Origin of the sequence: Bacteroides mediterraneensis (assembly GCF_016900355.1) — a bacterium.
Lineage (GTDB): Bacteria > Bacteroidota > Bacteroidia > Bacteroidales > Bacteroidaceae > Phocaeicola.
The window spans coordinates 63264-89346 of the sequence record NZ_JACJKA010000016.1; the positions used below are offsets into that span (position 1 = coordinate 63264).

Consider the following 26083-nt stretch of genomic DNA (forward strand, 5'->3'; position numbering starts at 1 on the left):
AATTAATAATTTAATTTTTTAAAGTTATGAAGAAGAAAATTTTATTCTCACTCCTGCTTTTATTTAGCATATTGGTAGTTAATGCAAAAAGTACAGAATCTGTATATGTTTACGGGGTTGATTATTCTTCTGTAAAAGTATATGGTGCCGAAGAAACAGAAGACCAGTTTAAAAATGCATTCGAAGGCATAAATCTTCTGTTAATGAATGAAGCAAAAAAATATGATTTCACTGATATAGTAGGTGAAAACAATAAATTAAAACTAGAAATGATTCTTAATTCTACTAAAGAGTGTGATTTTTCTAATATTAAGACTCTGGATAAAGATATTGAACCAATAAATATAGCTGAAAAAATAAAGAATTATCCAATAAAGGAGACATCAGGAGAAGGATTTATTGTTATAGCTACCTTATTGGATAAATCAGCAAATAAAGCAACCTATAAAGTCGTTCTTTTTGATGTTGAAACAAGAGAGATATTAAAGGAAGAAGAATTCACAAGTAAAGCAGGAGGCTTTGGTTTGAGAAACTTCTGGGCTAAAACAATATACTCATTAACTAAGAAGTTTGAGTTTGATAAAAAGAAATAATATAAGAAAGGGTTATCAAGAACCACCATAGACCATATTGGATATAGTTTATGGTGGTTCTTATACTTACATTACATATTATTAAAATTGTTGGATTTTTAGTTTTCTATATTATCTAAAGTTTTTAAATACGAAAATATCTCTTGTGCTTGCGAAGTCGTGAACATCTCTCCAGCGTATGGATATAATTTTATTGATTCATTATCTTGTTCTTGTATTGTGCGACCATTAATCTCATTATTCAAAATTGGATATAGGTCATACCACTCAACCGGACAAAACTCGTATTCAGGATACCTGGCTCCTGAATCCTCTCCACGATAAGAACCAACAGTGTAACATTCTATCACTTTTAAGAATACTATGGAGTCATCAATATTTTCAAGTTTAATAGCAGGCATAATAATTAAGGATAAACTCGTTAAATATAACCATTACAGAGAATAAAAGAATAATAATCTAAAGAGAAGATAAACTTATGAACTGGTTAAATTCTTTTAAGTATATCTGCCCATTTTTGGTAGTGACTGAACACTAATTCTACATTTTTGTCCTTAGGTAGTGTTGAAAGTTTAGAGATACCACTATAAACCAAATCTCTACATTCACTAAACTCTAAACTATCAAATTTATCATTTATAATTTCCAGATTATTGATTAAGGACAGTAGCTCCTTTTTATAATTTTCTTCTTCAGAGCAAGACAGATTATTATGAATCAAGTATGAAAGTCTATTGAAAGTTTCATTGATTTTATTCTTATACTTTTGCTTGAATTTCTTCATGCCTACACCATTTATGTCATTTAGCATAATAAATAGTTCTTCCTTGATTTTCAAAGCCTGATGCGTTTCCCCTCGTTTGTACAAATCGGAGCATTCATCTAACGACAAGTCTATTAATTTACTTATTGCATATCGTTTTATTAATGTCACTTTTTCTGAATCAGAATTGAGAGTCACTAAAAATCTTTTCAGCTCTGATATATCCATTAATTTAATTTCAGTAAATGTAGATAGGACATCAGAAACCATATATATCTGCTGAAGTAACTTTGATTTTGATGCGCATGGATTAATGCGTAAGAATTCAGGAAGTAATAATCTACAATACTCATATTCCTTATAGAAATCAAAGCTATCAATGGATAAGTATATGGCTCTTTTTATTTCTGTAATTTTTTGATTGATAGCAATATTAAAAGATGAAATATCGTGTTTTAAAGAAATGGTATTTTCTATAAGTGTTTTATCACGCTTATCCTGCTCCTCACCTTGTTCAAGAGAAGGATTACTGGTTACATGCCAACCGGAGCAAAATACACAATAATAGCTACGAACAGGAGCTTTGCCAGATTCTTCTAAAATAATTTCCTGATTGAATCGAATGAAGTTATCGGCATTCTTCTTTTCTTCAAATAGCATCTTATGTTTTCGGCATCCAAGACAATATATCCTATTTTTATTGGGTTTCATAAATAATAATATACATGGTACGTATCAAACAAGTTATAATACTATAATAACTATATTGATATATACATTAAAGTTAAAAATATTTCTTTATGTGGCGGAGGAATGGGGTGGGTTCCTTGTCGATAGAGTAAGGGTTTCCCCATTTGGAGATTCCGGACACGGATTCGGCGTATGTGATGTGCAGGCGTTTCTTTGCCCTGGTCATGGCCACATAGAAAAGTCTTGCGGATTCTCTGATTTCCTCAGGAGTCTTCTTGTCAAAGAACGGATAGACACCATCGGTTGCCTCGAAGATGATCACGTTCTCAAACTCCAGACCTTTTGCCTTGTGGACTGTAGAGACGAACACCTTTTCTGTTATACATGAGCTGTCACACAGGTCAGCCTCTCGGTAGGTCGTTATATCGAGAAGGTGGGCTGAAAGCTGCTCCTTCAGGCTCGGAGTCTTCTCCGGAGAGATTACATCGTTACGGAGGAAACTGAAGATGTACTGCATCTTTGGGTTCGCCGCTATCCAGTCTTTCTGTATGAATGTGCCGTACAGTTGCTCCAGCTCGTCAACAAGCAGAGGAGATTCAAACGATCTCTGGTAGAGACGGCTGAGTGTGCCGTGATAGATGTCGGCATAGGCTCTACGGAACAGCTCGGCCACGGCAGAGTTGTTCTGAAGGCAGTCGATGTGCTGCTGCATGTTGGCAGCAAAGACACCCAGGAAGTGGTCAAGCACTGACAAGGTAGCGATGACGTCATCATCGGCAAGATGTGAGTTCTCACCTTCGAGGCCAAAGACCTCCAGCAGGGATTTGAGCTTGTAGGACTTCAAGCGTGGAGCCATGATACGTGCCACCCTGAGAGTATCGAAATACAGAGGATGAACGGTAAAGAAAGAGAAGAAGCCGCAATATTTACGGAGATTGTAGTCAAGAATATAACAGTCATATTCCACGTTCTGGCCGATAAGGGTACAGTCACCCACAAAGTCCATAAACGCACACAGGCCGGTCCTACGGTCAACCTTTTCCGCACGCTCATATTCCTGAAGAAGAGGATTAACGATGCCTCCGAGCATGGCCGGTATCGGCTTGTCTGTGTGAAGGATGATGTTGAAGCGAGCAATAATCTTCCCGGCATTCACCTTGATGGCCGCAATCTGCACGATGTCATCCTCAAAGACATTCAAGCCCGTGGTTTCCGTATCAAAGATAACGTATTCGCCCTAGCAACATCTGTAAAGCTCCAGCATGTATGAGCTGCGTGTGTAGTTTAGAAAATCTGACGGCAGCAGGTAGTTGTCACGGAGATGCTTCACGAAGCGGCGTGCCTCGGAGTCTTCATTGAAAATACCTGTCCCAGCCAGGATCTTTGACCAAGCCATCATGTTCGAATCCATGTACACCACCTGCAGATGGGCGAAAAGCAGCTGAGCCTGACGGGTAGTGAAAAGGTCTGTTCCGGAAATCTTGAAGTGAGGGATATTGCGGTCGGAGAGTTCACAGGATATCTGGTCGGCATCCTTATTCCAGGGCACAAGAACAGCCACCCTTTCAGCAGGATACAAGGTACAGAAATTACCAACACTTTCAGCCACAAGCCTTACTTCAGCATCCTTATCAGGAGCGGACAAGATGCAGAGAGAATCCTGTCCGGCTTCAGTAAGATTGTTCGTCTTGGGCAGGAAATGAGGGTCAACATCAAGCTCCATGTTGGCGTATGTATTGAAGACATCCAAGAGATATTTCGGGGAACGATAATTGAAATACAGGCGGTGCATATTCTCTCCACAGCGTTCACGCAACCATTCAAGAGTTGCGAGCTTAGCACCTATGAATGAGAAGATTGCCTGCTGCTCGTCACCGAGATAAAGAGTCACGTTGTCCTTAGAATGGTCAGTAAACAGATCGATGATTCCGAACTGAAAAGGGGAGAGGTCCTGAACCTCGTCAATCTGAATCCAGGAATATTTCTTCAGCTTGTCCTGATGCTGTGAAGCGTGGATATAGGTCAGGATAAGCAGGTCATCAAAGTCAACCAGGTTCCTTTCTTCCTTGTACTGTTGGTATTTTCTTGCAAACTTGAACTGCTGGAGGCAGTCATCCAAATATTTTGAAGGCTGACCAGAAGTATCTACTTTCGGAAAAACAGTACCGTTGTAGAGTCCGGCAAAGTTCTCCATCGTGTAGTCAAGGGACACCAGCTTGAACAGCGTCTTATAGTCAAAGGTGCGGAACAGGTCGGTGTGCATCAGGAACTCCTTAGGGCATCCGTTGGCAATCATATAGCCAAGGTGCTGCAGCTTGATGGTATTGGTAAGGACACGCTTGTAGCCATTGCTGGCATAGGAGCCTTCTTTCCAGCCGAAAATGGAAGCCATAATGGACAAAGATTCCTGCTCGTCTATGACGGTGGTATCACGTGCCACCACATTGTTGTCAAAGAGGTAGTGCGAACAGAAACGGTGTACGTTTCCGACAAACAGGCTCATATCTCCTGAGGTTTGCAGTCTTTCGAGTATTCGGGAGCGCATACCTCTGGCCGCCCTGTTAGTGAAGGTCAGGCAGAGCATGTCATCCAGCGACACACCGCATGAGAGGGCACGAACCACCCTTTCGGCAAGGATATCCGTCTTGCCGCATCCCGGAGGAGCCAGAACCAGGTGATAACCGCTGTCGAGGGTGATCACTTTCTTCTGGAACTCGTCATTCTCATACTTTTTGTCGAAGGTGTATACCGGGTATTCGTAATATGGGAACTCGTTCGATGATTCCGGCAACATGGCAGACATATCTTCTGGTATCATAGGCTACAACTGTTTAAGGATTTCCCGGGCTTCCTTAAGAATCTCTTTCTTGACTTTCCTGCTCAGGAGAATTATCTGAAAAGCTTCCTTCAGCTTTCCTAGCGCAAATATCTTGTTTGCCTTACTCAAGGTCTTTTGAGAGTTTAAGGTAAAGGAAGCGAACATAGGATATTTACGGGCAATATCTTCAATGGTAACATATCTGTTTTCCTTCAACTCCGGATAAAGAATGCGCACAAAGACCTCTTTACCGGCCTTTTGAAGCAGGTAATTCACCTCAGTATCCATATTTTCCATCAGTTTATCCATACCCATATCTCGTTTTAAGATTCATGTTCTTCATCGGTCAATGCAGAAGGTTCTTCTTCGGAAGCGGTATCATCCGGCATGTCTTGTATCCTTTTACGCCAGAACGCCCAGTTCCTTTCTTCTTCCTGCCTTCTTTTTTCGACCCTTTCCTCTTCTTTCTTCTTCTCGTATTCTGTAAGATGCTTCTCACAACCACATTGAGACATCTTCTGCTCTATAAAACGCTCGATTTCCTCCCTGAAAATTTTGGGAACCCGTATCACACACGTCTCATAACCTTCATATTTGGATTTTCTACCTGAATTGTACCGGTATCCTCCTTTCTTCTTCCGCTTCAAGTCCTTTACTTTAAGCTGAAGACGGTCATAGCGTGCCCTCAATCTTGCATCCCTTATATCATTCAAAGAATCAATGCGGTCAAGGTTCAGCTTGTCAAGAATATCTTTCATTTCTCTTTCAGCCTCCTGAATCTTACCATCCAGGTCAAGCAGTCTCATTTTATGGTCAAATGCAGTCATACGATAGGGTTTGATTAATGTACGGATTCCGTTACGGAATCCGTACTATATTGATAAAAGTATTCGTATCCTACAAAAATAGATGAAAGAAGCTATTTTTGCAAAAAATTCAGAAGTCAAAAGACAGTTGTAATTCTCCGGCACTCATGGCCTTCCGGTTTTTCAATGACTCTTGTACCCGGAGAACGAGATTCGTATGTCCAGCTTCAAGAACCGTGAATGTAGGCAGCCAGACATTGGCCACACGCACAAGATTGAGCTGATAGCTACGCCAATGCTCCAGTGTGAGTGTATTCATCCAGGCAATTTCACCAGGAACGGAGTTCATCAGCATGTTGATGGCAGTCATCTTCACGCAGGTCAGGTCTATATCAGAACCGTAACAGAAGATACGGTCATTCGGATTTGTCCGGCTCAAACTCTTGACAGCGGACAGCAACATTCTACCGGAACCGCATGTAGGGTCATAGACTGACTGACCTGGGCGGATATTGGCACATGTGACAGCGGCCATCAGGTCGGAAACATGCTGTGGCGTGAAGAACTGGCCGTTATGTCCGTGACTTATATGTTCCATAAAAACCTCACCAATTATGTCACGGAACCCTTCAGAATGGTCGGCTACCACCTGCACCATCCGCATGAATATTCTATTCTCCTGTTCATCATACAGTCTGTCAATTTTCGCATAATCCTCTCTGTATTTACCGCATGAAAGGACGAAAAGGAACACATCCAAGAAATCCCTGAATACCTCGGCACTACCGTGAGAACGGCTCAGGCTATCGAACAACGTCATAAATTCTTTGGGTATCATAAAACAAAGCGTTAAAGGGAAACAATAAAGCGAAACCACACCAGCGGACTGCGGCACCCCCGATGGGGTGCCCAATAAACCTAACGGTAGTCACCTGGCCCCATAAAAACCACCTCACCGCTAAACTGCATCCAGCTGATTGAACTGAGGTGGAAATGGCATACGTCCTGCAAAAAATCCTCTATTTCCTCACTGTCCTCCAGAAGAACATCCAAAGAGATTGATATGACCTCACCCGTATTGTGGTCCAGAACGGCCAGTTTCCCATAAGCCCAGTCATTGAATAACGTGGCATGCAAACTGTTATGCCGGGCTATCGGGTAACGGCCATCGGTACAAGGCAGTAAACCTTTAGCTATTATCCACCCCACCACTTCATAACCATCCACCATTTCACAAGCAGCCATCACATTCTTCTTTCCGTCATACAGCATACGATAAAGCGAGAATCCCTCCGGAAGCTCGACCTCTGTCATATCAGATACCGTATAGAGTACAAATTCTTCACCGTTCAACAGCCAAACGTAAAACTCAAAATCATTCAAATTCTTCATACACGACCTATTAATTGTAAAACCTAAAATTATTCTTCAGCGAGATTTAGACCTTTTTTTTAAAAACCTTTGTCTGGGTTTGGTCTTTTGTCCGCTGACTTTTTTTTTAGATTGAGAATCATTCCCCATCTGAGTTTGAGCCTTTTTTACGGCTTAAACAGGTATGGGAAAGTGGAATCAGAAAAGTTTTGAACAAAAAAAATGTTGGGGAGGCATGACGACATCGTTATTTTTTTCAGGGCAAAGGCCGTGGCCGGAACTCTTTCATTTCCACTGACCCTTATAAATTTGCCGTCAAAAAACAAAGGCTCTCCGATGGGGAGTAACGAATTTCTTAGGAGGAAGCGGACAGCAGAAAAGAACAATGAAAGACAATCGGAAAAAGAATGAATAGTAGTAAAAATACACTGAATCGAAAATTTGAAGCGAATAGTCCAGTACTTACTGCAACCACCGGAATGTATCTCATTAAAAATAAAATATTTCATAAAAGGCAGAGACTCATCTCTGAAAAATATAATTTAACAGAAACGACACAAAAAAGCGGTCAAGAAAACCTTGACCGCTCCACCCACGCACATTCCGTAATGGGCTTTGCCAGAGCTCCGCTTGTATATTCCAAATATAGCAAATTAAATCGGTAAAACAAAAAATAGAAAATAAGAAAGTTACAAAAGCATATCTATCCATTATAATTTGTATAAAGAACAAGTAAAGGTAACTCCTATTTAGAATTGCCACTTCATTTTTTATGTTGAAAAAGTATGCTAGGTTCTTATTTGATTAAATCTGTTGCGAACTTGCATGCATCGAATATCTGTCCGTCATAAAAGATGCCTTCCACCGGCGGCAGTGAGGTACGGTCAAAGAAATCTATCTTTCCCGAATGTTCTGATAAGGTATTCTTAATTTGAGCAAGTTCTTTACCCATGTCATTCAATCTTTGATTGACGGAATAACCTTTTAACAGATAATCTTTCCAATACAGTATTTGACCGCCTTCTAAATTGAACGTCTCTGTCACTTTTTACCCTATACCCTACTGAAAGAATCAAGTCAAGGTTATAATATTCAACTTGTCGAGAAACATATCTATCACCTTCTTTTTGAACTGTCGCAAATTTTGCGACAGTTGCCATATCTTTCAATTCCTCTTTTAAGGCATTATTAATATGTTTACCGATTGTTTTTATATCACGACCAAACAACTCGGATAATTATTGGCGATTTAGCCAAACGGTTTCATCTTCCATCCTTACTTCCAGCTTGATAGTTTCGTCCGGCTGGTATAATATGATTTCTCCCTGATCCATATTTCACTCTTAAATGGTGGCAAACTCATCCAGTTCTTTAATTCGCTTTACCATAAATTCAAAGCGTTTCTTTGTCAGTGGTGTAAGTGTGTCGAGGTTCTCACCATCGAAGTCCTCGCCATAGATAAGTGCGTCCACTCCTATACCGTGGTTGTAGTTTTCCCGGATGCAGTTCCGGAGCGTCCAAAGGTTCTCTAGGTTCACCCAGTCTGCTGTGCGCTTTCGGATCTGCCGGAACAACACAATGGCAGAGCGCAAGTAATGTCCCACGTGATCATAATCGTGTAATACGCGCTTGCCAAAATAGTATAGAACTATTTCCTGATTTTCCTCATCCTCTACTACTTGGCAGAGAAAGAAAGGGATATTTTTCAGGTTATTCCAATCTACATATTTCTGTGATGTCATAGATTTTATTTTATTTTTTAATTATACATGAGCTTACATACAAAGTTATGAATATTTGAAAACCAGCAATCTTAGTCTATGAAAAAATCACAGTCGTAAACATCCTCACCTGACGGAAATCTCACCCTGACACAATAATTACCACAAACAATGAATTTATCAGAAACAACAGTTCCGACTTCTCCAGTATTCGGTTCTTTTACCTTGTAACCTGGTATCATCTTTTGAAGTTCAGTTTTCATCTTGTCTGAAGTGAAAACAGTTATATTGCATCCACAATGCTCATAATAGACCAAGCCCATATCCATAGATTTTGTAGACTGTTCAACAATATCCATGATTTCCTGCTTGCTGAGTATAGATTCAGTTTCAAATTGCTGAACTTTTATATCGGGGAATTTTTTTATAAAATCTTCTTTTGTCATAATAAATGTTCTATTAATTAACTATTTGAAATTATAAATATAAAAAATAGCATGCGACTTTTGAATATGCAACAGATTCAAAACCTAAGAATGTACCCGTCAGCATCTTTAAAAGCGTTGCATTGTTCGAGATAATTCCGCGTTGCATCAAAGTCATCACCTTGAATATTGGCACTAAACTGTCTTACACGGGAAATAGCTCTGATAAGGACACTCGGATCATTTCTTCTTGTCAATCTGCGAAGGGCATTAAGATAATCCTCTCTGAATACAGTCGGAATAATAATCTTCGATTGGTCAGCGGCCACCAGTTCCGCATTCATCATGATTCTGGAAATACGGCCATTCCCGTCAGCAAAAGGATGTACCTCACTAATCATAAACAGCATGAAGAGAGATTTTGCAAAGGCATTATCCAAAGCCTGATAAAATTCAAAGCCTTTTCTGAGGGTACCTCTCACAAGTGTACAATCTACAAAATGGGTATCACCGGCATGATTGTTCTGCATTTTGAACATACCTGGATTCTTTTCAGGGCGAGCAGCCATCATCACCCGGTGTCTGTCCTGAAGAATATCTATCAGTTCATCCGATGACGAAGGAACACGTTTCATTTCTCTGCGACTTGCCACAATATGAAATGTACCAAGTACGTCATGAGAATCTGCATTGCGGGCCGGCAGCGGCTGTCCTGTTTCTATGATCTGTCTCGCATCCTCTATTTCAAATTCCGTACCTTCAATATAATTGGAGAAATAGCTCTCGAAAAAGGCAAAATTTCGAAAGGCAGATGTTTCAACATTAGGTTCATCTATAGTTTCAAACGGTTGGTTATGCAATGCCTCAAACAGGACAGCAAAGAGTTTGACACGCTCAGCATCAAACGGTTCACCGATTGCTCTGGCCACAGCACCTGAAGATGTCAATATAGAGACAGGTCTTGTCTGTAGCAATGCACCGATGATGGAATTAAGAGTGTTGAACTCCTCTGCCATACCAAGTTCCTGAGAACATTCTCTTGCCCTGTCCCTGAAATCGTTCAATCCTTTTTCCCCATTCACCTGAAGATGTTTCTCCAAGTAGGTTTCAATATATTCGCGAGGCAGACACTTAGAGACACCACCACGAGAACGACTGGCCTGTAGATTCTCCAATGTCCTTCGTTCAGCACTTGATATATATAAATTCTCTATGAAGGGCATGTCACGTTCACCACCGCCACATCCTTCCATCAAGTGAACCTTCAAACCTGGAAGTTTCACATTCTTCGTATATTCGTATGTAAGATAAATATCTCCGTCTTCAGTAGGTTTTAACTCAAAAGCACTTCTATGACTGATTACAGCATGAGGAAAAAGGAAGCCTAAAATTCGGAAAACATTGCGCCTGACTATGTCTTCTAATGAATCCACCATATTTGGAGTATATATCTTAGATGTTATCTTACGGATACTACCCTCATTAACCATTTTCTTCCTTTTGCTTTCATTCATGTCTACACCAGCAAAAAGGACTTCCGAAATATTCAGTGCGATACTCATATATTCAATCAATATTTAACTACAAAAATAGTAAATAAGCACGTAGATAAAAGCGGTCTAAACCATTTTTAGTATGATAAGAGGGGTTAAATCACCATTTTTAGTATGATAAGAGTGTAAAGTTCCTCTTTCGATGGCTGATATTTGAATTTATAACACAATCAATCATCTTCTATTTGGTTGAACTTTCTCTTCGCTCAAATAATTGTATATGGTCTGTTTGGACTTGATACCGGTAATCCCCATAATCTGCGGTACGGAAGTTCCAGCGTTGTAGAGTTGGATGACAGCCTCCTTTTTCGGTTTCTTCATCTTCACACCTTTCTGTCTCCCAAACTTGACCCCTCGTTTTTGGGCTGCCTCGATTCCGGCTTTGCATCCTTCGAGAATGAGATTACGGTTATACTCGGCCAGAGATGCGAGTATCTGCATGGTAAACCTGCCGACAGCTGAAGACGTATCGAGATTGTCCTGAAGGGAAACAAGTTTGATACGCCGCATCTCCAGCTTGGCACAAAGGTCGAGCATTTCCTTGACGGAACGGCCTAGTCGGTCTAATCGGTAAATGACAAGAGTGTCATCGGCACGAAGGTAATCCAGGCAAGCAGTCAGGCCTTCACGCTTGAACTCTTTTCCGGAGATTTTATCTGTGAAGATCCGGATGCAACCGGCATTGTTCAGTGCATCAACCTGAGAAGAGAGGTTCTGCTCTCTCGTACTTACCCTGGCATATCCTATTTTTTCTCCCATAGTCTAAATTAAACTTGATTTTCCAAAGATACTATATTTAGACTATAAAAGCAAGAAAAATGCCCTATATATATAATGTATAGGGCAAACTCATATAGTCTATACTAAACTATAGTTTATTTTAGACGGACAAATTATCATCTTCCTAATAAAATGGTTAAACATTTACTTTTCGTCCCATTCCTTTGTATTGCCGAGAACTGCATCATATTGTGACCATTTCCCGGTCTTTCTCCCATCGGAGAATTGGCCGCGAATGGTTACATAGGGTTTTCCATCTTTCCTCATTTCCACGCTGTACGGGCCGTCAAGTTCGCCATTGCGATAGTGTTGTAACCTGATACCTGTTATACCACCTCCGGCATCAATAACTTCATTCCAAGTTCCATCTTTCTTGCCGTTAATCCATTGTCCTTCAATCAGGGTTTTACCTGTAGACATATCATAGCGCCGCTCTGTTCCATGCTCCAAGCTATTCCGGTAGTCCTTTTCAGATTCTTTCCTGCCATTACTGAAGTAAGTTATGACTGTTCCGTCTATCTTGCCGTCTTTCATGGGAGTATCCTTGCGGTGAGTTATACCGTCCTTATAGTATTCAATAAAAAGACCATTGCGCTTTCCGTCAGTATAATTACCTTCCTCTCTTACTATTCCATCCCTCAGGCGAAGGTAGCTCCCATCCATAATGCCATCCTTAAGGTTCACAATTTCCTCATCCAGCCCCTTCATTATACGGATGCTACCGTTCAGAGGTTCATTGTCACTTTTCTGGTAATACACAACATTATGGTTACTGTCTGTAACAACCTCAATATTCTCCCATTCGATAGTTGTCTGGGAGGATGCTGAAACAGCCATCTGGGTACAAAAAAGTACTGAAATCAATTTATTCATAAACGTGTATTTTATAGGTTCGTTATACTGTTTCAAAGTTCATTATCTGGCCTGATACAGATGAACAGAACAGTCACATACGAATAAATTACTGAAAACATCAGATATCAGTATGATGTCAGGAATGACAGTAATAATGTATGCTCTTCTGTGATTCAAGTGATTTGAAACTGGGTCGTCTACAAATCTAACGAAAAGTTCATGAAAACAGACCGTTAGACTCTGTTTTTTTATCTCCTTTGATGAAAGCGTGTGCTAATCAACGAACATAAACCAGAGGTTTGTCACAATATCATATATTAGAAACAACAGCTTTGGAGTATAGAAATTCACATAAATTGTCCGAAATAATGTACGAATTTCGGACAAAATTAGCCAAGAACTTGTTTTGTCCGAAAAAAAGCATTAATTTCGGACAAAATTAGATTCCATGGTACTATCAAAAGTCATCAAAGAGCACATAATCAGGAACGGAGAGAACAAGATATACACTGTTTCTGATTTTGCAGACTTGAACAACGATATGCTTGTTACAAGGGTGCTGTCAAGGCTGAAGGAAGAACAGTTCCTTATCAGGCTTTCACAAGGCATATACCTGTATCCGAGCAGGAACAGGTTTGGAATTTGCAAGCCGAGCATTGATCAGATAGCCAATGCAATAGCTGAAAAGGATCATGCAAGGATAATACCTTCCGGCCTCACTGCCCTGAATGAACTGGGTTTGTCTACACAGGTGCCAATGAATGCAGTGTACATAACCAACGGAACTCCAAGAACCATAAAACTAGGCAACCGCTCAATCACATTCAAGAAAGGAACACCAAGATACTTTGCCTATCAAAGCCGTGTTTTCACGATGGTCGTGACCGCCCTCAAACAGATAGGAGATGATAAGGTAAGTGATGAAGTCCTCTTGAAGATAAAGTCGATACTTGATACGGAAGAAAAGGAGAAGGTAAACCATGACTATAGGATAGCACCGCAATGGATCAGAAAGAAACTTAAAACCGTTTTATATGGAAACAACTGAGAAGACAATATGGATAAACCTGCCGGAAGATGAAAAACTCACAATATTGAGTAATATCGCCGAAGAAAAGGGAATAAAGGAAAATGCTGTTGAAAAGGATTTCTGGGTCAGCATGGTTCTTAAGGCTATGTTCAGTTTGGAATATAGTGACAACCTGGTTTTTAAGGGAGGTACAAGCCTCAGTAAAGGCTGGGGGCTGATAGAACGGTTTTCTGAAGACTGTGACCTGGCCATAGACAGGAAATATCTTGGTTTTGGAGAGGAACTATCCAGAAAGGACAGAACCAGATTAAGGAAAAAGTCTAAAGAGTTTATAGAAAACACCCTTTCAAAGGATTTAAATGTAAAACTTGAAGAACTGGGACTGGCCGGAAAATTCAAGATTAACATACCGGAAGTCAAGGAATCCGATAAGGATCCGGTCGAATTCTTTGTAGAGTATGAATCCTGTCTTAAGGACAAGGAAGATTATATAAAAGAAAGGGTAAAGATAGAAATAAGCTGCAGGTCTATGTTCGAACCGTTTGAGAACGTGGAAATGCGGTCAATGATAGAGGATGCGTATCCGGAAGAGTCATTTGCACATCCCAAGTTCAGTGTCCCGACAGTAATACCAGGCAGAACCTTTCTTGAAAAGGTGTTCCTGCTTCACGAGGAGTTCAACAGGCCGGGTGGCTGTACGAGACTTGACAGACTGACCAGACACATGTATGATATAGAAAAGATGATGGACCGGGATTTCGCCAAAGAAGCGATGAACGATTCAGGAATGTATGAGGAAATTGTAAAACACCGCCAAAGCCTGACCGCATGGAGTGGTCTGGACTATAAGCTGCATAAACCATCAACCATTGATTTCATACCAGATGAAACAACAAGAAAAGAACTGGAGAAGGACTATTCGAAGATGCAGGAAAGTTTCATTTATGGTCAATCATTATCCTACGAAGAATTGATAGCAAGATTAAAAGAGCTGCAAGAACGCTTCAGGTCATTGACTTGGGAAAAAGAAAGCGAATTCTTCAAGGAAGAGAACTAGCTCAAAACATATTCATCTTTAAATATATAATATTATGGAAAGAATTATAGTAGAACAACTTAGAGACAGGCTTTATTATGCAACAGACACAATAGTTACATACATAGACAGCAGGGTACTTATTTGCAATTCAAATGAGTTCCCCCAAAGTCTGGAAGACAAAGCGGAATTTATAACTACCAGTAAATACTACATACTGGAGTCTGGCGACCTGTGCCCATGTAACGATTTATACTATAAAGAAGACATCAGGCTGTTCAGTAGAATCAGCTTCGAGAGAAAAGAAGAAATCAGAAAATTTACTTTTGAATGTGTCTATTACGGGCTGATGGATGAACTGGAAGACGAAGGTAAGAAGAAAGACCTTGGTTTCCTCTTGAACAGAGCCATAGATTATCTGGATGAAATTGGGCTAACGCCGGCAGAAAAATTCAAGGCTGAAATATCTGACACATTACAAAGAATGATTGAAAAAGAGAAGAGATAACAAGAAGCTCCATGGGAAAGGATATACCCCTTTCCCATGGGTACCTAAATCTACAAATAAAGAGAATCTGAGAAAAATCTAAACTTCAATCGAGTTATTCATTTTCACATTCTGATGCAAGTCTTTCTTCCTTCTCTTCCTGTTCTATGGAAAAGTCCCAGAGCAGCTCCAGAATCTCACGCTGTTCTTCAGGTGTTCCTTTGTCTGAAGGATCCAGCCAGTTGACCTGTGAGTAGTGAAGAAACTCTTCGAAGGTGGAGAAGTAGAAATCCCCACTGTTAGGAATTAGTACGAAACATCGTGGAAACCCAAGATGTAATAGGCCTACCTGTTCAGGGTGGTATATTATATTGTCACAATACCAGCAACCTGCATATTTCTGTGCATCTTTTGCCATGCTATTCAATATTAAAGTTGTTTTATTTTATCCCTTATTACCTGAAGCATATTCAAGGAAGTAGCTACGATTTTCTTGGCATTGTAGTCGCTGCCGGCTTCCTTAAGGTGATGACGGTTTGAATCTATAAGGACATCGAGGAAGCTGATACATTCCTCATTGGTCGGTTCTGCTGAATGAACAGGTACCAGACTGTTTTCACAGATGTAGTCACATGCTTTCCTCATAAGAGTGCGTATTGATGCCGGAGAAGGATTCTGGCCGGTAATACGCTTGATTTCAAGTTTCAGGTTTATTCCATTTGTTCCCTTTACTATCTTAACTGTATCAGATACCATTTCTGGCTCTGTCACATAATCAACACGAGCAACAAAGGAATTGTCAATATCAGTACATATAATGAAGTCACATTCACCTTGTGAATGCCACCGGTTCTTGTCAAATACAAACAAGGGAATTTCTCGTTTAGCCATATTACATATCTTTTATATCAGCAATCAGTTTATCGTCTTTATCCGAATAGAAATAGAGTCTTTGCAGACCATCATTGCAAATGCCATACTCTTCACCGGTTTCATCAACCCAGCCGTTATACTCAATGATTCTGTCCATGGAACTGTCCCAGTCATCACTTGAATTGATGTAGTCACGGAATTCTTCAAGAGTATTCACTGTATCAAGTTTGAGTGTCACACCCAGTACCGAGCATATCCTGTCAATAATATCTACACTGACATTATATTTCCCATTCTCAATCTTACATATATTGGCATAGTTTACGCCAGCCATATCGGCCAGCTGGCGCAAAGTCAAGCCTCGCAAATTACGGTAATCAGTTATCTGCTTACCGAGCAATCGTCTCGCATTCATGTTATTGATTTATTATAAATATGAAGTACTCAAATGCACCTAACAGATAAACAGGTTCTTGTTGTCAGGTGTCATTCCGAGATCAGCAGCATAAGGTGCGCTGTACCATTCATCCCAGTTGAATCCGTTTCTGTATTCGTCAGAGACTATTTCAATGGAAACATGTTCAGACTTGTAGGCTTTGTATAGCATGACATTATCAATGAAAAGATAAGTTTTGTCAGTGAAACTCTTTACAAGCTCCAGACCTTCATCGAGCCGTTCTCTGCCAATCTTCTCAGCAGCCTGGTTATAGGATTTTCTATACTCACGTGCAGCCTGAATTCTGGACTTCTGCATATTATAAAGGGATTTGGCTCTTGACTGTACTCTCTCGTCAAATTCAGCTTTCGTAACCTGAATATTGCCCAGATGTTCATGTATGAAGTCGTTATTGTACTTTTTGCCCCTTCAGGAATAGTAATCCCGGTCATCGAAATAATACTCACCCAGTCCTTCAATGACTACTGTCTGGGTGCCTCCCATACGCTTAGAATAGGAATGCTTGAAACATTCAGGGTGTTCCTGATAGAACTGGAGGGATTCCTGAACGAATGTCTTTAATGTTTTCATATAGTAATGCAGAATTTACCGTGTTGCCCCCACGCTTAAAGTTACTTCACAAATGTAAGAAATTATATTTATGTTGGCAAATATACCAACAATAATTTATACTGGAAATCAAGTACTCTTGAATAATCGTTTACAGATTCACCAAAGGGAAAGAAAAGGACTAGAAACCAAACTGTGTCCGTATCTTCCTCAATGCCTCATTTACCTTCTCATTCTCAACATCCATAAGGTCATCACCCCAGGATTCAGGGAAATCAATGATGGATTTGCCGTTGTTCAGGACTGCATTCCTGATGGCTTTCTTTACGTTCGGAAAAGATGGCTCTATCTGGAAGTGCAGGCAATGGCGTACAGCCATTGTAAGAGTTTCCTCGTCTATGAAGAAACGGATGGTCACATTCATGTGAATCTGGTTTTTCTGTTCAATTTTTTTCCTCTTTGCCTGGAGCTTCGACAACCTGGAGTAGAAGAATGACGGAACATTCTTTCCTTCGGAAACAAGTCTTTTCATTTCTTCCTGGATTTCATTGATACCGTCACGGATGTCAGTAAGGTCAGTACAGTTTGATGCGATTGTATAAGGTGAAAGTTTTATTTTCATATCAAAGTGCTCTATAGGGTTAAACTTTATATCTGTAGTTCTTGTAGGATGTCTTGCGGATATCCACAGCGTCATATACTTCGTCAGTATGTTCTGATGGCATTATAAAGCCGTTACATTCAAGAATATGGCAGACTGTATATCTGGCGGTAATCGTGTTGTCCATGATGATGAACTCAACACTCCTGAAAAAGCCTTTGAAGGTCTTGCCGTTTGCATCTGTGATTATTACAAGCTCTCCCTTCAGGTGGTCAAGTTCTGCAGCTCTCTGCTGTGCATTCTTAAGTAATATATTGGCACTTTTCAAGCCTTGCTGAATAATTATTTCCGGTTTCATAAGATAACAAATTAAAGTGTTGTATAATTGTTTATTATACCCTATCCTTTATACATTGAACCAAAGGATAGGGAAAAAAGAGTCAGTCAATGTCATAGCCTATCATGGTATTGTCATTGATAAGCAGATAATAATAGCCGTTCCCGGTATTTCGGTATTCCTTCATAAAGCCTGCTACCATGTCACCGTCCTCACGGGGTTCACACCAGAGTGTGCCGTCATAGCCACAAAAGTCAAACCTGTAGCTTGAATACTTCTCCTTCTTTTTGAAGGCTTCCCTGAAACACTCCATCACCATGTAGCCGCAATACTTCTCGATGGTGCTCAGTCTGATACATTTTCCGTCAATGGTGGTTCCTGTCGTGATATGGTTTTCAAACAGTGACTTCTCCGGATCTGCATCTGCAATCTGTCTTAGCCAGGCGTTGGTATGTGAAGCCAGCCTCGCCAGCTTCTTATATTTCAAGACCTCTTTTCTGACGGTTTCCTTATCATCCTCACCGGTCGGATAATAAACAGCCTGAATGGATGCCCAATCATAAAACCTATAGCCTTTCCTTTTCTTCCTCTCTGCGATTATACCTATCACTCCTTCCTGACGATTGATAAAAAGCCTTCTGCGCTTACCGTTGATTTTTACGTACAGTGAAGATGGGTTGTTGGGGTTACGGAGATATACTTCTGCCGGATGTATCGTTGTTGTGTTCATATCGGTAGATTTTGAAAATTAATAGCATTTTGATTCTGTGACATAATCAGATTAAGAGTAAACCATATCTTCGGCAAACCTCTCTATCCAGTCAACGATATGGTTCATGTTGTATTCAGAAGTGATAATAGCTTCCGTTTCGCTTATTTGAGTAAACCTTGAAGATTCATATCCGTCTATGAACTCCTTTAAGCTCTCTACACCGAACATTTCCTTTTCTTCATCGAACTCCTTATCTATTTCAGCAAGCGGTTTGTTGAATTTAATGCGCAAAGTTTCATAGTTCTTTTCCATAATACAGTCATTTAGAGTTATTGATAATGGTAATATTTCCGTACACTTTTCTGAATGCTTCTGATACATCATCAAAGTATCTGCTGCCATATTCACAGGTAAGTTCCTTTGTCCAAAAGTCAAAGCTGAAAGATTCAGTACAGTCTATCGTTACACTAACATAGTCCTCCATACCGCTCTGGCACACAATGGTATGCCGTTGTACCTTAAACTGACGGTTCAGGCTCATATATCTTGCGGTCAATTTCTTAACCATCATTTCAATCCACTTCATAATGTTTGTCATTTAATTGTTTTGCTACTTTTTCTTGAAAAAGTAGTCACAACCTATTTTTAAGGTTGTGCTACTCTGCTCACTTAGATTCTACCTTCATCTGCATAACTGTAGTAAGAATCATTGCAGATGATAACATGGTCAAGCATTCGGATATTGAGTGTCTTGGCTGCCGTTGCTGCCGATTGGGTCAGCTTATCATCCTCTGTACTCGGTTTTTTGTTTCCGCTCGGATGGTTGTGAGAAAGGATAAATGAGGTAGCCTCGCAAAGAATAGCCTCTTTAAGCAGTACCCTTATATCAATCAGGCATGTATTCAGTCCACCGGAAGAAATGCGTATTCTCTTGATAACTCTTGCAGACGAGTTCATTAAGATAGCCCAACATTCTTCGGTCTTGTTATCTCCCAAAACAGGCTGCATATAGTCATAAATGTCTGTACTCTGTCTGATAACCGGTCTTTGGTTCTTGTTTGAGTTGCAGCGTTTGTAAAGCTCCACACCTGCCATGACGAGATTGCGCTTGCCCGGGGTCATCTTCGCCAACACATCCTCAAAGCTGCATTCTTCGCCATAAACCACTTCCTTTTCCTGTACCTTATTTACCATAACTGCACTGTTAGTAAGAATGTACACAAGTTCTGAACTGTCCATCAGTCTGTAGTCGCCGTTCACTTCAAATCCTTTTCTCATATCCGTATGCTTTAGAGTGTTAAACCTTGAATTATTCTTCAGCTAGATTTAGACCTTTTTTTTAAAACCTTTGTCTTGGTTTGGTCTTTTGTCCGCTGACTTTTTTTTTAGATTGAGAATCATTCCCCATCTGAGTTTGAGCCTTTTTTTTACGGCATTGTCTTTTCAGGAAAAGTGGAATTAGAAAAGTTTTGAACGAAAAAAATGTTGGGGAAGTCGCAGACAACATCGTTATTTTTTTCAGGGCAAAGGCTCTTAGCCGGAACTCTTTCATTTCCACTAACCCTTATAAATTTGCCGTCAAAAAACAAAGGCTCTCAGATGGGGATATTTCGACCTGGAATGAGGAAGCGGACAGACAAAAAGACCATTCTAAGACAATCGGAAAAAGAGTTATACCGATTAAGAGATTTGGGACAAAAGAACAAAGGTTCACTGTAAAGAGAGTAGACCAGTAACGGACAGGCTTTAGTCTTCCTGAAAGGTGTGACGAACAGCTTTTTGTTTATCATATTTACCTACACCAGGAAATAGTTTATTGCTCGTAGGGAAAGCTTAGAGTTACTTTTGTACAGAATGTTGGTGAGAGACAAAAAAGATGGCAAAATGTATAGTGTTGATAATTCGAGCATTAGGATTATAAGGCAACTGTAAGGGACATCCTTAGAGTTACTTTTGTAGTAAATGTTGGAGGTACCAGAAAGAATAATGTTTATATGGGATAGAAGGGAAAAGAAAGCAAAGGACATAAAAAAGGTATGCAAGGAACAACCAAGCATACCCTAATCTGATTTGATTGTGTTACAGATTCAAAAGCTATAATATCATTGATTTTCGTCACCAAAGAGTTTGAGCTGACGTTTGTTTTCCTCTTCCTCGGCAGCTCTTCTTCTACGTTCATATATCAGATGCTCTTCATATTTTAGTACACTCATCATATCCCTGATTGTGTTCAGCCTATCTTCTTCGTTTGTGAAATATGGAATGTTTTCTTCATCACCTTTGAAGTACTGAGTGTACATATCGATATAGCACTTGAAACTCTCTTTCAGGGTAGAAGGTATCCTTAAAGTTGTCGTTACATAACCAGTCTTCAGCTTGGGGCCCGCACCTGCTCTTTTTCCGCCACGCTTGTCATTAATAATCTTCTCAATATCCCAGGCTGTAAGATTAGTTTTAGGAAGAAAGATTTCCTTTCCTTTTGAAGTCATCGCATAATATATATCAGAAAGCCATCTCTTCCAGACCTTTGTAATCTGTCCAGTAAAATACAGGCGAAGAAACTCTTTGGTAAGATGGTTGTCAGGGAGTTTTCCAACAGGAGTTACACCGTCTTCATCAATAAAGACATCCACATCAATATTATATTTTTCAACTAGTTCAAATTTATTTTCCATATAAGCTGATTTGTGTGGTTTGGGACAAAAATAGTGAATTTTGATTATGTCACAAAATCAAAATTAAATAATTTGAACGTATTGTGTTGTAAAATTTATTGTAAAAAAAAGACTTGCCTATCCCATCAGGAATCAAGCAAGCCTACAGCATAAATGCGCAATGAATCAGTCTTTCAGAGAGTATGTCTTCACTATCTTCTTACCTACTTTTTCTGTAGAGAAGGAAAGTTTGTCTTCTTTAGACAACCAACCGATAGCAGCCCAGAACTCTGCGTCTGAAAGTTTAGATTCCTTTTTAAGGTGTGCAAGTTCAACACTCTTTTTACCATCGAGAATATGCCAGATAACGCCGGCATTCTGACCAATTAATACCTGTTCCATATTGAAATTGATTAAATAAATAATGAAAAGTAAAAAAATGAGGAAATGTCTATCACAACCTGGAAAGGATACGATAGACGTGCCGCAGATGCAGCTATAAACTTAAATTATAATGTGCTTTGATTTACTGTCAAGAATATAAGAGATGAAAAGGGAATAACAGTATTGGAGTGTTATAAGTGTCTTATAACGAGGCAAAGATACAGAAATTTTCTATCATCAAAGAAAAATTGAAAAGAAAAAGCGGTTAAGTTGCCTTAACCGCCCAGAGCCATGCACGTCTTCCGTAATAGGCTATTACCAGAACCTCCACCTGAGTTTCATAAAATTACGAAGAACATCTGACAAAAGCAAATAATTGATGGATAACTTAAAAATATAACCATTTAAATTATCATCATCAGGAGAAAATATTAGTTTTGTAATAACAAAGTAAATCAGCTATTTTTCTTCTTCCTCCCTGGTCTGATTTCTCTGCTAATGTATATACTTCTTTACAATATTTGGTTATACCTGAAGGGAGAACCAATATTATTATAAAATAAGTTTTATAAACCCAAGATATAATTTATATGATACTGGACACAATGACAACAGAAGAGGTACTGAGAGAAATTAAATCAGACTCAAGGGAAGTAAAAGCCAGATGGAGAAAATTCTCTACTAAATTCAGGAAACTTATACTGAAAAGGCAGTCATTCCCATGGCTTTGGGAGACTACTATAAAAACAAAGAAATATAACGAATGGTACATATCATTTTATGCCGAATCAAAAAAAGAGGTTGGTATAATAAATGCAACATTCAATATGATATTCAAGTATAAAGGTCAACTGCTGACCGGTACGGTTAAAGGAGACGAAGCCTTTATTTTTTCTGGTCACTTCTTTGACAGATACAAGGAAAGGTTCTTCAAAATACATAAGGAAAACCGTCTTATTACTGACAAAGATATAATGAAGGTGTTCTTCATTTTCAACAGTAACTGCTGGTTCTGCTACAAAGAAAAAGAGGATAATATCAGGGGATTCTGCTATGACGGTATTCTCTTAGGAGACTGGTTTGGAGGAGAAGGAGGTATTGTTAAAACATTCATATCAAGACAGGAAATGAAGATAAACCAGTTTGCAGAGTATTTTGAAATCTTCAAGATGTGGATTATAGAGGACATGTTCAAAGCAAGAAAAGGGTTTGAGTTAGAAAAGGAACTGATAAAATACATACCAGACACATATTTTAAACATGAAGAGTGGGACAAGTTCTTGTTTGAGCGAGATAATCAAAGACTGATAAAGGCGGCAGAAGAATGTCAGGAGATATACATAAAGAACATGGATGAATACAATAGATGCCTTAAAATGATTGATACAACCTATCTCAATATGGCAGAAAAGAAATTATAAGGTTGGCAGGAGTAACCATACTAAATTCATTAACAATACAATAACATAGTGATAACTTACAGAGAAAGAGAACGAACATATCTTTACCGAAAAAGGAAAAGATATGAATGCCATAATGAAAGCCATAAAGAAGTACAAGATAAGAAGACTATATAGAAAGTTAAAGAACGAACCTGTATATCCGTCTTGCTGTATAGTCACGATAAATGAGAAAGGCAAAAAAGAAATCTACATGATGTTATAAATTTCTTTTCAGAAACTCGTAGGAAGATATTGCAAACACGTACATTTGTATCAGTTAAACAAAATAAGAGTACACAGCAAACTTTTCCAGCCGTGAGGTCCGAGTTTTTCAAATGATAACTCTAAAGAGCATCCACAGAAGGGTGCTCTTTAGTTTTTCAAATGGATTAATATGCTTTAAAACAGAGAATATTAAGTCTGATTTTCTTTTAAAATCACTATATTGGAGTTGTAATAAGACCATACACCTTTGAATAAATACATTAAAAATAGCTCTAATGATGCAAGATAACCGTGAGGTTAAAAGTGTCATGCAAGCCCTCCAATGAGGGCTTGTTTTATTTTTTAATATTGCGTATATTTGTGATGTAGGATAAAGACAGTATTCCTTTTAAACAATCCTTCTCGGGTGTGCTTGATATCCTATGCCCTCTGTCTGTCAGAGGGCTTTTTTATTTAACCGTGATGACATCATCGAGGTTGGTGGTGTACTGCTTGCTGATGTGTTCGCATTTGAGGTGCCACGATTTGTCTGTGGTGCCCTGGACTGCTACCTTTATTGTGTTGTGGCCGTTCTTGCGGTTGATGGCATCTATGGCAGCGGCCAAGCGTGACTGCTTCTCACGGTCAATGGTGTCGAAAAGGTTGGTCTGTATGGCAGAATCAGGAACTATGTTCCAGACAATGACACCGGCTTTCTTGTACTGGTAACCGCCTTCTTTGCGGAAATCTATGCGGAGTGCCCGGACTGCGGTACTTACAAGTTCCTGAAGGTCATTTGTAGGTACTTGCAGGTGAATGGTACGGTTGATGCAGTGTTGTGGAAGATCAAGACGGAAACGGCTGGTATAGGCGAAGACTGTTATCTCTGTACAGCAGCTGTGCTGCATACGGAGCTTACGGACACATTCGGAAGAAAAGTTGGCGACTGCTTCCTCTAAGCTGGAGAGTTCTGACAGACCAGAGTCAGGGAAACTGCGGCTGGTACAGATACTTTTCTTCTGAGGCAGTTCCTCGACATCGATACAAGATTCACCACGAAGCTCCTTCCAAGTGCGGACACCGGTTATTGTAAGTAATTTTCGCACAAAACTCTCGCTTTTCTGAGTGAAATCTAAGGCGGTATTTATACCATAATAGCGCAGCTTATCCAAGCTCCGATGGCCGATACCCCAGACTTCGCCAATTTCGAACCTTTGTAAAGCTTTGATTCGTTTATCTTCCGTATCAATGATACAAACACCTCCATAACCCTTGTACTTTTTCCCGTATCTGCTTGCCACCTTCGCCAGAGTCTTTGTCGGTGCAATGCCCATTGTAACCGGGATGCCTGTACCCTTTCCGATGGTCTTTACAATCTTCCGACCGTAGGAAACCAGTTTCTCCCCTTCTCCGAAGCCTGAGAGATCCAGGAACGCTTCATCAATCGAGTACTGTGTCAGTTCCGGCGTAAACTCGGACAGCAGCATCATAACCCGGCGGCTCATATCACCATACAGATTGTAATTGGAACTGAAAACAGCCACATTGTTTGCCTCCAAGATGTCACGGATCTGATAGAGAGGTGTCCCCATCTTGATGCCCATCGCCTTAACTTCATTACTTCTGGCCACGACACAGCCGTCATTGTTCGAGAGAACAACGACAGGTTTGTCACGGAGCAGCGGATTGAACACGCGCTCGCATGAGCAGTAGAAGTTATTGCAATCAACAAGGGCTATCATAAATATTCTGTTGCAAAGATATCAATAGTATAGCAAACTATAATCATCAATAATCAAAACTACCCTACAGGGTATTGAATAAGTGTCAGGATATATGTAGCTTTGCGCTTGATAAACAAAAAAAAGCCTACGTTAGGTATTTTATGTCTAATTTTTTGAAGTATGTTAAAGAACTTGTTTTATATCTGTTTGCTTTTGTTGTTCTGTAATAAATCAGAAGCACAAAATTTGTCAAGTATCATTGATAGCTGTCATTATTATTTGGATAAGCAAGATACTATGTCGTTTAATAAGACCTACATCAGAATTCTAGATGCTTATGAAAAAGAGTATGATGCAGAACTACATTCTATTGAGGAAGAATTAAAAGAGATGAGAATTGAAGATCAAAGCATACGATTGCTACTGCTTGATGCTTCGAAGAAGAAACAAAATGTAAATAAAATAAGAAGGATAATGGACGACATAGACCGAAGAAATGCTGTCAGAGTTGCTGAGATCATTGACCAATACGGTTGGCTTTCTCCCGATGATATTGGATATGAAGCGAACGAGGCTATTTTCCTTTGTATTCAACATTCCCAAGATTCTTTAATCCAGAATAAGTATTTACCTATACTGAAAGAAGCCGTCCGAGATGGTGCGGCTAAGGGCTGGCAATATGCTTTTCTGACTGACAGGTGCCTTATGAACCAAGGACAAAAACAGATTTATGGGACGCAGAGAATAACCAGGGATGGAGTGGATTATCTGGTCCCTCTACAGGATATTGATAAGGTCGATTCACTAAGAAAGGAAATAGGGCTTGAGCCTTTGAGTGAATATATGAAAGACTGCGGACTTAAAACCGGCTGGAGTAAAGAGTTTTACAAAAACAATATAAAACTACATGAATCTATTTTTGATTCATGGTTTAAATCGTTTAAGCAGAATTGAAAATATCTTTTTTACCCGGCGGCTCATATCACCATACAGATTGTAGTTGGAACTGAAGACAGCCACATTGTTTGCCTCCAAGACTTCACAGATCTGATAGAGAGGTGTCCCCATCTTGATGCCCATCGCCTTAACTTCATTACTTCTGGCCACGACACAGCCGTCATTGTTCGAGAGAACAACGACAGGTTTGTCACGGAGCAGCGGATTGAACACGCGCTCGCATGAGCAGTAGAAGTTATTGCAATCAACAAGGGCTATCAT

At 39.7% G+C, this 26083-nt stretch carries 34 protein-coding genes and 2 pseudogenes; 7 read left to right on the plus strand and 29 right to left on the minus strand.

Annotated elements, in window-relative coordinates:
• Positions 1-26: 26 nt before the first annotated feature.
• Positions 27-593, plus strand: a complete 567-nt coding sequence (locus tag H6A28_RS09830) for a hypothetical protein (RefSeq protein WP_204480030.1) — start codon at positions 27-29, stop codon at positions 591-593.
• A gap of 98 nt (positions 594-691) precedes the next feature.
• Here the strand turns inward: H6A28_RS09830 and H6A28_RS09835 are convergent, their stop codons facing one another.
• The 8 genes from H6A28_RS09835 to H6A28_RS09870 all read right to left on the minus strand — a co-directional run bounded on the left by H6A28_RS09835 (position 692) and on the right by H6A28_RS09870 (position 7062).
• Complete coding sequence (locus tag H6A28_RS09835; RefSeq protein WP_204480031.1) at positions 692-994, minus strand: hypothetical protein; 303 nt, start codon at positions 992-994, stop codon at positions 692-694.
• Between the two features lie 86 nt (positions 995-1080).
• On the minus strand, positions 1081-2067 hold the full coding sequence (locus H6A28_RS09840; protein WP_204480032.1) for a hypothetical protein: 987 nt from the start codon (positions 2065-2067) through the stop codon (positions 1081-1083).
• Between the two features lie 73 nt (positions 2068-2140).
• On the minus strand, positions 2141-3271 hold the full coding sequence (locus H6A28_RS15365) for a 3'-5' exonuclease (RefSeq protein WP_345944561.1): 1131 nt from the start codon (positions 3269-3271) through the stop codon (positions 2141-2143).
• Positions 3272-3283: 12 nt separating this feature from the next.
• Positions 3284-4864 (minus strand): UvrD-helicase domain-containing protein, encoded by a 1581-nt coding sequence (locus H6A28_RS09850; RefSeq protein WP_204480040.1) that lies wholly within the window; start codon positions 4862-4864, stop codon positions 3284-3286.
• 3 nt (positions 4865-4867) lie between these two features.
• Entirely contained in the window at positions 4868-5173 is a 306-nt protein-coding gene (locus H6A28_RS09855) for a hypothetical protein (RefSeq protein WP_204480042.1), read from the minus strand.
• 14 nt (positions 5174-5187) lie between these two features.
• Entirely contained in the window at positions 5188-5691 is a 504-nt protein-coding gene (locus tag H6A28_RS09860) for a hypothetical protein (protein WP_204480044.1), read from the minus strand.
• A 109-nt stretch (positions 5692-5800) separates the two neighbouring features.
• Positions 5801-6508 carry an HsdM family class I SAM-dependent methyltransferase gene (locus H6A28_RS09865; protein WP_204480046.1) on the minus strand — a complete coding sequence of 236 codons (708 nt, stop codon included), beginning with the start codon at positions 6506-6508 and terminating at the stop codon, positions 5801-5803.
• Positions 6509-6588: 80 nt separating this feature from the next.
• A complete protein-coding gene (locus tag H6A28_RS09870) occupies positions 6589-7062 on the minus strand; it encodes a hypothetical protein (RefSeq protein ID WP_204480048.1) in 474 nt (157 codons plus the stop codon).
• Positions 7063-7448: 386 nt separating this feature from the next.
• Here H6A28_RS09870 and H6A28_RS09875 point away from each other — a divergent pair, with 386 nt between their 5' ends.
• Positions 7449-7706, plus strand: a complete 258-nt coding sequence (locus tag H6A28_RS09875; protein ID WP_204435149.1) for a hypothetical protein — start codon at positions 7449-7451, stop codon at positions 7704-7706.
• Positions 7707-7840: 134 nt separating this feature from the next.
• Here the strand turns inward: H6A28_RS09875 and H6A28_RS09880 are convergent.
• From H6A28_RS09880 to H6A28_RS09905, 6 genes and pseudogenes are all read right to left on the minus strand, one after another.
• A pseudogene (locus tag H6A28_RS09880) lies at positions 7841-8375 on the minus strand (virulence RhuM family protein); the annotation flags it as partial.
• Positions 8376-8384: 9 nt separating this feature from the next.
• A complete protein-coding gene (locus H6A28_RS09885) occupies positions 8385-8783 on the minus strand; it encodes an exo-poly-alpha-D-galacturonosidase (RefSeq protein ID WP_204435150.1) in 399 nt (132 codons plus the stop codon).
• A 71-nt stretch (positions 8784-8854) separates the two neighbouring features.
• Complete coding sequence (locus H6A28_RS09890) at positions 8855-9208, minus strand: hypothetical protein (protein ID WP_239465330.1); 354 nt, start codon at positions 9206-9208, stop codon at positions 8855-8857.
• A 77-nt stretch (positions 9209-9285) separates the two neighbouring features.
• Positions 9286-10749 carry a Fic family protein gene (locus tag H6A28_RS09895; RefSeq protein ID WP_204480056.1) on the minus strand — a complete coding sequence of 488 codons (1464 nt, stop codon included), beginning with the start codon at positions 10747-10749 and terminating at the stop codon, positions 9286-9288.
• A gap of 165 nt (positions 10750-10914) precedes the next feature.
• A complete protein-coding gene (locus H6A28_RS09900; protein ID WP_204480058.1) occupies positions 10915-11499 on the minus strand; it encodes a recombinase family protein in 585 nt (194 codons plus the stop codon).
• Positions 11500-11664: 165 nt separating this feature from the next.
• Positions 11665-12393, minus strand: a complete 729-nt coding sequence (locus H6A28_RS09905) for a toxin-antitoxin system YwqK family antitoxin (RefSeq protein WP_204480060.1) — start codon at positions 12391-12393, stop codon at positions 11665-11667.
• Between the two features lie 430 nt (positions 12394-12823).
• Here H6A28_RS09905 and H6A28_RS09910 point away from each other — a divergent pair, with 430 nt between their 5' ends.
• From H6A28_RS09910 to H6A28_RS09920, 3 genes are read left to right on the plus strand one after another with little or no spacing between them, the layout of a single operon-like run.
• On the plus strand, positions 12824-13423 hold the full coding sequence (locus H6A28_RS09910; RefSeq protein ID WP_117893618.1) for a DUF6088 family protein: 600 nt from the start codon (positions 12824-12826) through the stop codon (positions 13421-13423).
• A complete protein-coding gene (locus tag H6A28_RS09915) occupies positions 13410-14462 on the plus strand; it encodes a nucleotidyl transferase AbiEii/AbiGii toxin family protein (RefSeq protein WP_117893615.1) in 1053 nt (350 codons plus the stop codon). The genes H6A28_RS09910 and H6A28_RS09915 overlap by 14 nt, the downstream gene beginning before the upstream one ends.
• A 34-nt stretch (positions 14463-14496) precedes the next feature.
• Positions 14497-14949, plus strand: coding sequence for a hypothetical protein (locus H6A28_RS09920; RefSeq protein ID WP_117893612.1), 453 nt, complete (start codon positions 14497-14499; stop codon positions 14947-14949).
• Between the two features lie 94 nt (positions 14950-15043).
• On the opposite strand, the gene H6A28_RS09925 is transcribed toward H6A28_RS09920, so the two are convergent.
• The 13 genes from H6A28_RS09925 to H6A28_RS09985 form a co-directional block, all read right to left on the minus strand.
• Positions 15044-15346 (minus strand): hypothetical protein, encoded by a 303-nt coding sequence (locus tag H6A28_RS09925; RefSeq protein WP_204480062.1) that lies wholly within the window; start codon positions 15344-15346, stop codon positions 15044-15046.
• A gap of 11 nt (positions 15347-15357) precedes the next feature.
• Positions 15358-15819 (minus strand): hypothetical protein, encoded by a 462-nt coding sequence (locus H6A28_RS09930; RefSeq protein ID WP_117893606.1) that lies wholly within the window; start codon positions 15817-15819, stop codon positions 15358-15360.
• 1 nt (position 15820) lies between these two features.
• Positions 15821-16216 (minus strand): helix-turn-helix domain-containing protein, encoded by a 396-nt coding sequence (locus tag H6A28_RS09935; protein ID WP_117893603.1) that lies wholly within the window; start codon positions 16214-16216, stop codon positions 15821-15823.
• Positions 16217-16255: 39 nt separating this feature from the next.
• Complete coding sequence (locus H6A28_RS09940; RefSeq protein ID WP_204480064.1) at positions 16256-16555, minus strand: hypothetical protein; 300 nt, start codon at positions 16553-16555, stop codon at positions 16256-16258.
• 111 nt (positions 16556-16666) lie between these two features.
• Positions 16667-16828: a hypothetical protein gene (locus tag H6A28_RS09945; protein ID WP_204480066.1), complete on the minus strand. Its 162-nt coding sequence runs from the start codon at positions 16826-16828 to the stop codon at positions 16667-16669.
• Between the two features lie 160 nt (positions 16829-16988).
• On the minus strand, positions 16989-17429 hold the full coding sequence (locus H6A28_RS09950; RefSeq protein ID WP_204480068.1) for a hypothetical protein: 441 nt from the start codon (positions 17427-17429) through the stop codon (positions 16989-16991).
• Between the two features lie 19 nt (positions 17430-17448).
• On the minus strand, positions 17449-17766 hold the full coding sequence (locus H6A28_RS09955; RefSeq protein WP_204480070.1) for a hypothetical protein: 318 nt from the start codon (positions 17764-17766) through the stop codon (positions 17449-17451).
• 82 nt (positions 17767-17848) lie between these two features.
• Positions 17849-18475: a hypothetical protein gene (locus tag H6A28_RS09960; protein ID WP_204480072.1), complete on the minus strand. Its 627-nt coding sequence runs from the start codon at positions 18473-18475 to the stop codon at positions 17849-17851.
• 51 nt (positions 18476-18526) lie between these two features.
• Positions 18527-18769 (minus strand): DUF6956 domain-containing protein, encoded by a 243-nt coding sequence (locus H6A28_RS09965; protein WP_204480074.1) that lies wholly within the window; start codon positions 18767-18769, stop codon positions 18527-18529.
• A gap of 7 nt (positions 18770-18776) precedes the next feature.
• A complete protein-coding gene (locus H6A28_RS09970; RefSeq protein WP_204480075.1) occupies positions 18777-19043 on the minus strand; it encodes a hypothetical protein in 267 nt (88 codons plus the stop codon).
• Positions 19044-19126: 83 nt separating this feature from the next.
• Positions 19127-19735 (minus strand): JAB domain-containing protein, encoded by a 609-nt coding sequence (locus tag H6A28_RS09975; RefSeq protein WP_204480077.1) that lies wholly within the window; start codon positions 19733-19735, stop codon positions 19127-19129.
• Between the two features lie 824 nt (positions 19736-20559).
• Positions 20560-21132, minus strand: a complete 573-nt coding sequence (locus tag H6A28_RS09980; protein WP_118419706.1) for a hypothetical protein — start codon at positions 21130-21132, stop codon at positions 20560-20562.
• 165 nt (positions 21133-21297) lie between these two features.
• Positions 21298-21513 (minus strand): winged helix-turn-helix domain-containing protein, encoded by a 216-nt coding sequence (locus H6A28_RS09985; RefSeq protein ID WP_087213221.1) that lies wholly within the window; start codon positions 21511-21513, stop codon positions 21298-21300.
• A gap of 572 nt (positions 21514-22085) precedes the next feature.
• Here H6A28_RS09985 and H6A28_RS09990 point away from each other — a divergent pair.
• Positions 22086-22916, plus strand: a complete 831-nt coding sequence (locus H6A28_RS09990) for a hypothetical protein (RefSeq protein WP_204479959.1) — start codon at positions 22086-22088, stop codon at positions 22914-22916.
• Between the two features lie 695 nt (positions 22917-23611).
• Here H6A28_RS09990 and H6A28_RS09995 read toward each other — a convergent pair.
• The gene (locus H6A28_RS09995) at positions 23612-24883 is read right to left on the minus strand and encodes a Y-family DNA polymerase (protein ID WP_204479961.1); all 1272 of its coding nucleotides are present in this window, start codon (positions 24881-24883) and stop codon (positions 23612-23614) included.
• Positions 24884-25162: 279 nt separating this feature from the next.
• On the opposite strand from H6A28_RS09995, the gene H6A28_RS10000 reads away from it, so the two are divergent.
• Positions 25163-25819 carry a DUF6624 domain-containing protein gene (locus tag H6A28_RS10000; protein WP_430641275.1) on the plus strand — a complete coding sequence of 219 codons (657 nt, stop codon included), beginning with the start codon at positions 25163-25165 and terminating at the stop codon, positions 25817-25819.
• Here H6A28_RS10000 and H6A28_RS10005 read toward each other — a convergent pair.
• Positions 25802-26083 (minus strand): annotated as a pseudogene (locus H6A28_RS10005) (SOS mutagenesis and repair protein UmuC); the annotation flags it as partial. The gene H6A28_RS10000 and the pseudogene H6A28_RS10005 overlap by 18 nt on opposite strands.

Excerpts from the sequence above, each read along its gene's own strand:
- H6A28_RS09830 (WP_204480030.1), top strand. The coding sequence starts at position 27 with ATGAAGAAGAAAATTTTATTCTCACTCCTGCTTTTATTTAGCATATTG.
- H6A28_RS09835 (WP_204480031.1), bottom strand. The coding sequence starts at position 994 with ATGCCTGCTATTAAACTTGAAAATATTGATGACTCCATAGTATTCTTA.
- H6A28_RS09840 (WP_204480032.1), bottom strand. The coding sequence starts at position 2,067 with ATGAAACCCAATAAAAATAGGATATATTGTCTTGGATGCCGAAAACAT.
- H6A28_RS09850 (WP_204480040.1), bottom strand. The coding sequence starts at position 4,864 with ATGATACCAGAAGATATGTCTGCCATGTTGCCGGAATCATCGAACGAG.
- H6A28_RS09855 (WP_204480042.1), bottom strand. The coding sequence starts at position 5,173 with ATGGATAAACTGATGGAAAATATGGATACTGAGGTGAATTACCTGCTT.
- H6A28_RS09860 (WP_204480044.1), bottom strand. The coding sequence starts at position 5,691 with ATGACTGCATTTGACCATAAAATGAGACTGCTTGACCTGGATGGTAAG.
- H6A28_RS09865 (WP_204480046.1), bottom strand. The coding sequence starts at position 6,508 with ATGATACCCAAAGAATTTATGACGTTGTTCGATAGCCTGAGCCGTTCT.
- H6A28_RS09870 (WP_204480048.1), bottom strand. The coding sequence starts at position 7,062 with ATGAAGAATTTGAATGATTTTGAGTTTTACGTTTGGCTGTTGAACGGT.
- H6A28_RS09875 (WP_204435149.1), top strand. The coding sequence starts at position 7,449 with ATGAATAGTAGTAAAAATACACTGAATCGAAAATTTGAAGCGAATAGT.
- H6A28_RS09885 (WP_204435150.1), bottom strand. The coding sequence starts at position 8,783 with ATGACATCACAGAAATATGTAGATTGGAATAACCTGAAAAATATCCCT.
- H6A28_RS09890 (WP_239465330.1), bottom strand. The coding sequence starts at position 9,208 with ATGACAAAAGAAGATTTTATAAAAAAATTCCCCGATATAAAAGTTCAG.
- H6A28_RS09895 (WP_204480056.1), bottom strand. The coding sequence starts at position 10,749 with ATGAGTATCGCACTGAATATTTCGGAAGTCCTTTTTGCTGGTGTAGAC.
- H6A28_RS09900 (WP_204480058.1), bottom strand. The coding sequence starts at position 11,499 with ATGGGAGAAAAAATAGGATATGCCAGGGTAAGTACGAGAGAGCAGAAC.
- H6A28_RS09905 (WP_204480060.1), bottom strand. The coding sequence starts at position 12,393 with ATGAATAAATTGATTTCAGTACTTTTTTGTACCCAGATGGCTGTTTCA.
- H6A28_RS09910 (WP_117893618.1), top strand. The coding sequence starts at position 12,824 with ATGGTACTATCAAAAGTCATCAAAGAGCACATAATCAGGAACGGAGAG.
- H6A28_RS09915 (WP_117893615.1), top strand. The coding sequence starts at position 13,410 with ATGGAAACAACTGAGAAGACAATATGGATAAACCTGCCGGAAGATGAA.
- H6A28_RS09920 (WP_117893612.1), top strand. The coding sequence starts at position 14,497 with ATGGAAAGAATTATAGTAGAACAACTTAGAGACAGGCTTTATTATGCA.
- H6A28_RS09925 (WP_204480062.1), bottom strand. The coding sequence starts at position 15,346 with ATGGCAAAAGATGCACAGAAATATGCAGGTTGCTGGTATTGTGACAAT.
- H6A28_RS09930 (WP_117893606.1), bottom strand. The coding sequence starts at position 15,819 with ATGGCTAAACGAGAAATTCCCTTGTTTGTATTTGACAAGAACCGGTGG.
- H6A28_RS09935 (WP_117893603.1), bottom strand. The coding sequence starts at position 16,216 with ATGAATGCGAGACGATTGCTCGGTAAGCAGATAACTGATTACCGTAAT.
- H6A28_RS09940 (WP_204480064.1), bottom strand. The coding sequence starts at position 16,555 with ATGCAGAAGTCCAGAATTCAGGCTGCACGTGAGTATAGAAAATCCTAT.
- H6A28_RS09945 (WP_204480066.1), bottom strand. The coding sequence starts at position 16,828 with ATGAAAACATTAAAGACATTCGTTCAGGAATCCCTCCAGTTCTATCAG.
- H6A28_RS09950 (WP_204480068.1), bottom strand. The coding sequence starts at position 17,429 with ATGAAAATAAAACTTTCACCTTATACAATCGCATCAAACTGTACTGAC.
- H6A28_RS09955 (WP_204480070.1), bottom strand. The coding sequence starts at position 17,766 with ATGAAACCGGAAATAATTATTCAGCAAGGCTTGAAAAGTGCCAATATA.
- H6A28_RS09960 (WP_204480072.1), bottom strand. The coding sequence starts at position 18,475 with ATGAACACAACAACGATACATCCGGCAGAAGTATATCTCCGTAACCCC.
- H6A28_RS09965 (WP_204480074.1), bottom strand. The coding sequence starts at position 18,769 with ATGGAAAAGAACTATGAAACTTTGCGCATTAAATTCAACAAACCGCTT.
- H6A28_RS09970 (WP_204480075.1), bottom strand. The coding sequence starts at position 19,043 with ATGAAGTGGATTGAAATGATGGTTAAGAAATTGACCGCAAGATATATG.
- H6A28_RS09975 (WP_204480077.1), bottom strand. The coding sequence starts at position 19,735 with ATGAGAAAAGGATTTGAAGTGAACGGCGACTACAGACTGATGGACAGT.
- H6A28_RS09980 (WP_118419706.1), bottom strand. The coding sequence starts at position 21,132 with ATGGAAAATAAATTTGAACTAGTTGAAAAATATAATATTGATGTGGAT.
- H6A28_RS09985 (WP_087213221.1), bottom strand. The coding sequence starts at position 21,513 with ATGGAACAGGTATTAATTGGTCAGAATGCCGGCGTTATCTGGCATATT.
- H6A28_RS09990 (WP_204479959.1), top strand. The coding sequence starts at position 22,086 with ATGATACTGGACACAATGACAACAGAAGAGGTACTGAGAGAAATTAAA.
- H6A28_RS09995 (WP_204479961.1), bottom strand. The coding sequence starts at position 24,883 with ATGATAGCCCTTGTTGATTGCAATAACTTCTACTGCTCATGCGAGCGC.
- H6A28_RS10000 (WP_430641275.1), top strand. The coding sequence starts at position 25,163 with ATGTCGTTTAATAAGACCTACATCAGAATTCTAGATGCTTATGAAAAA.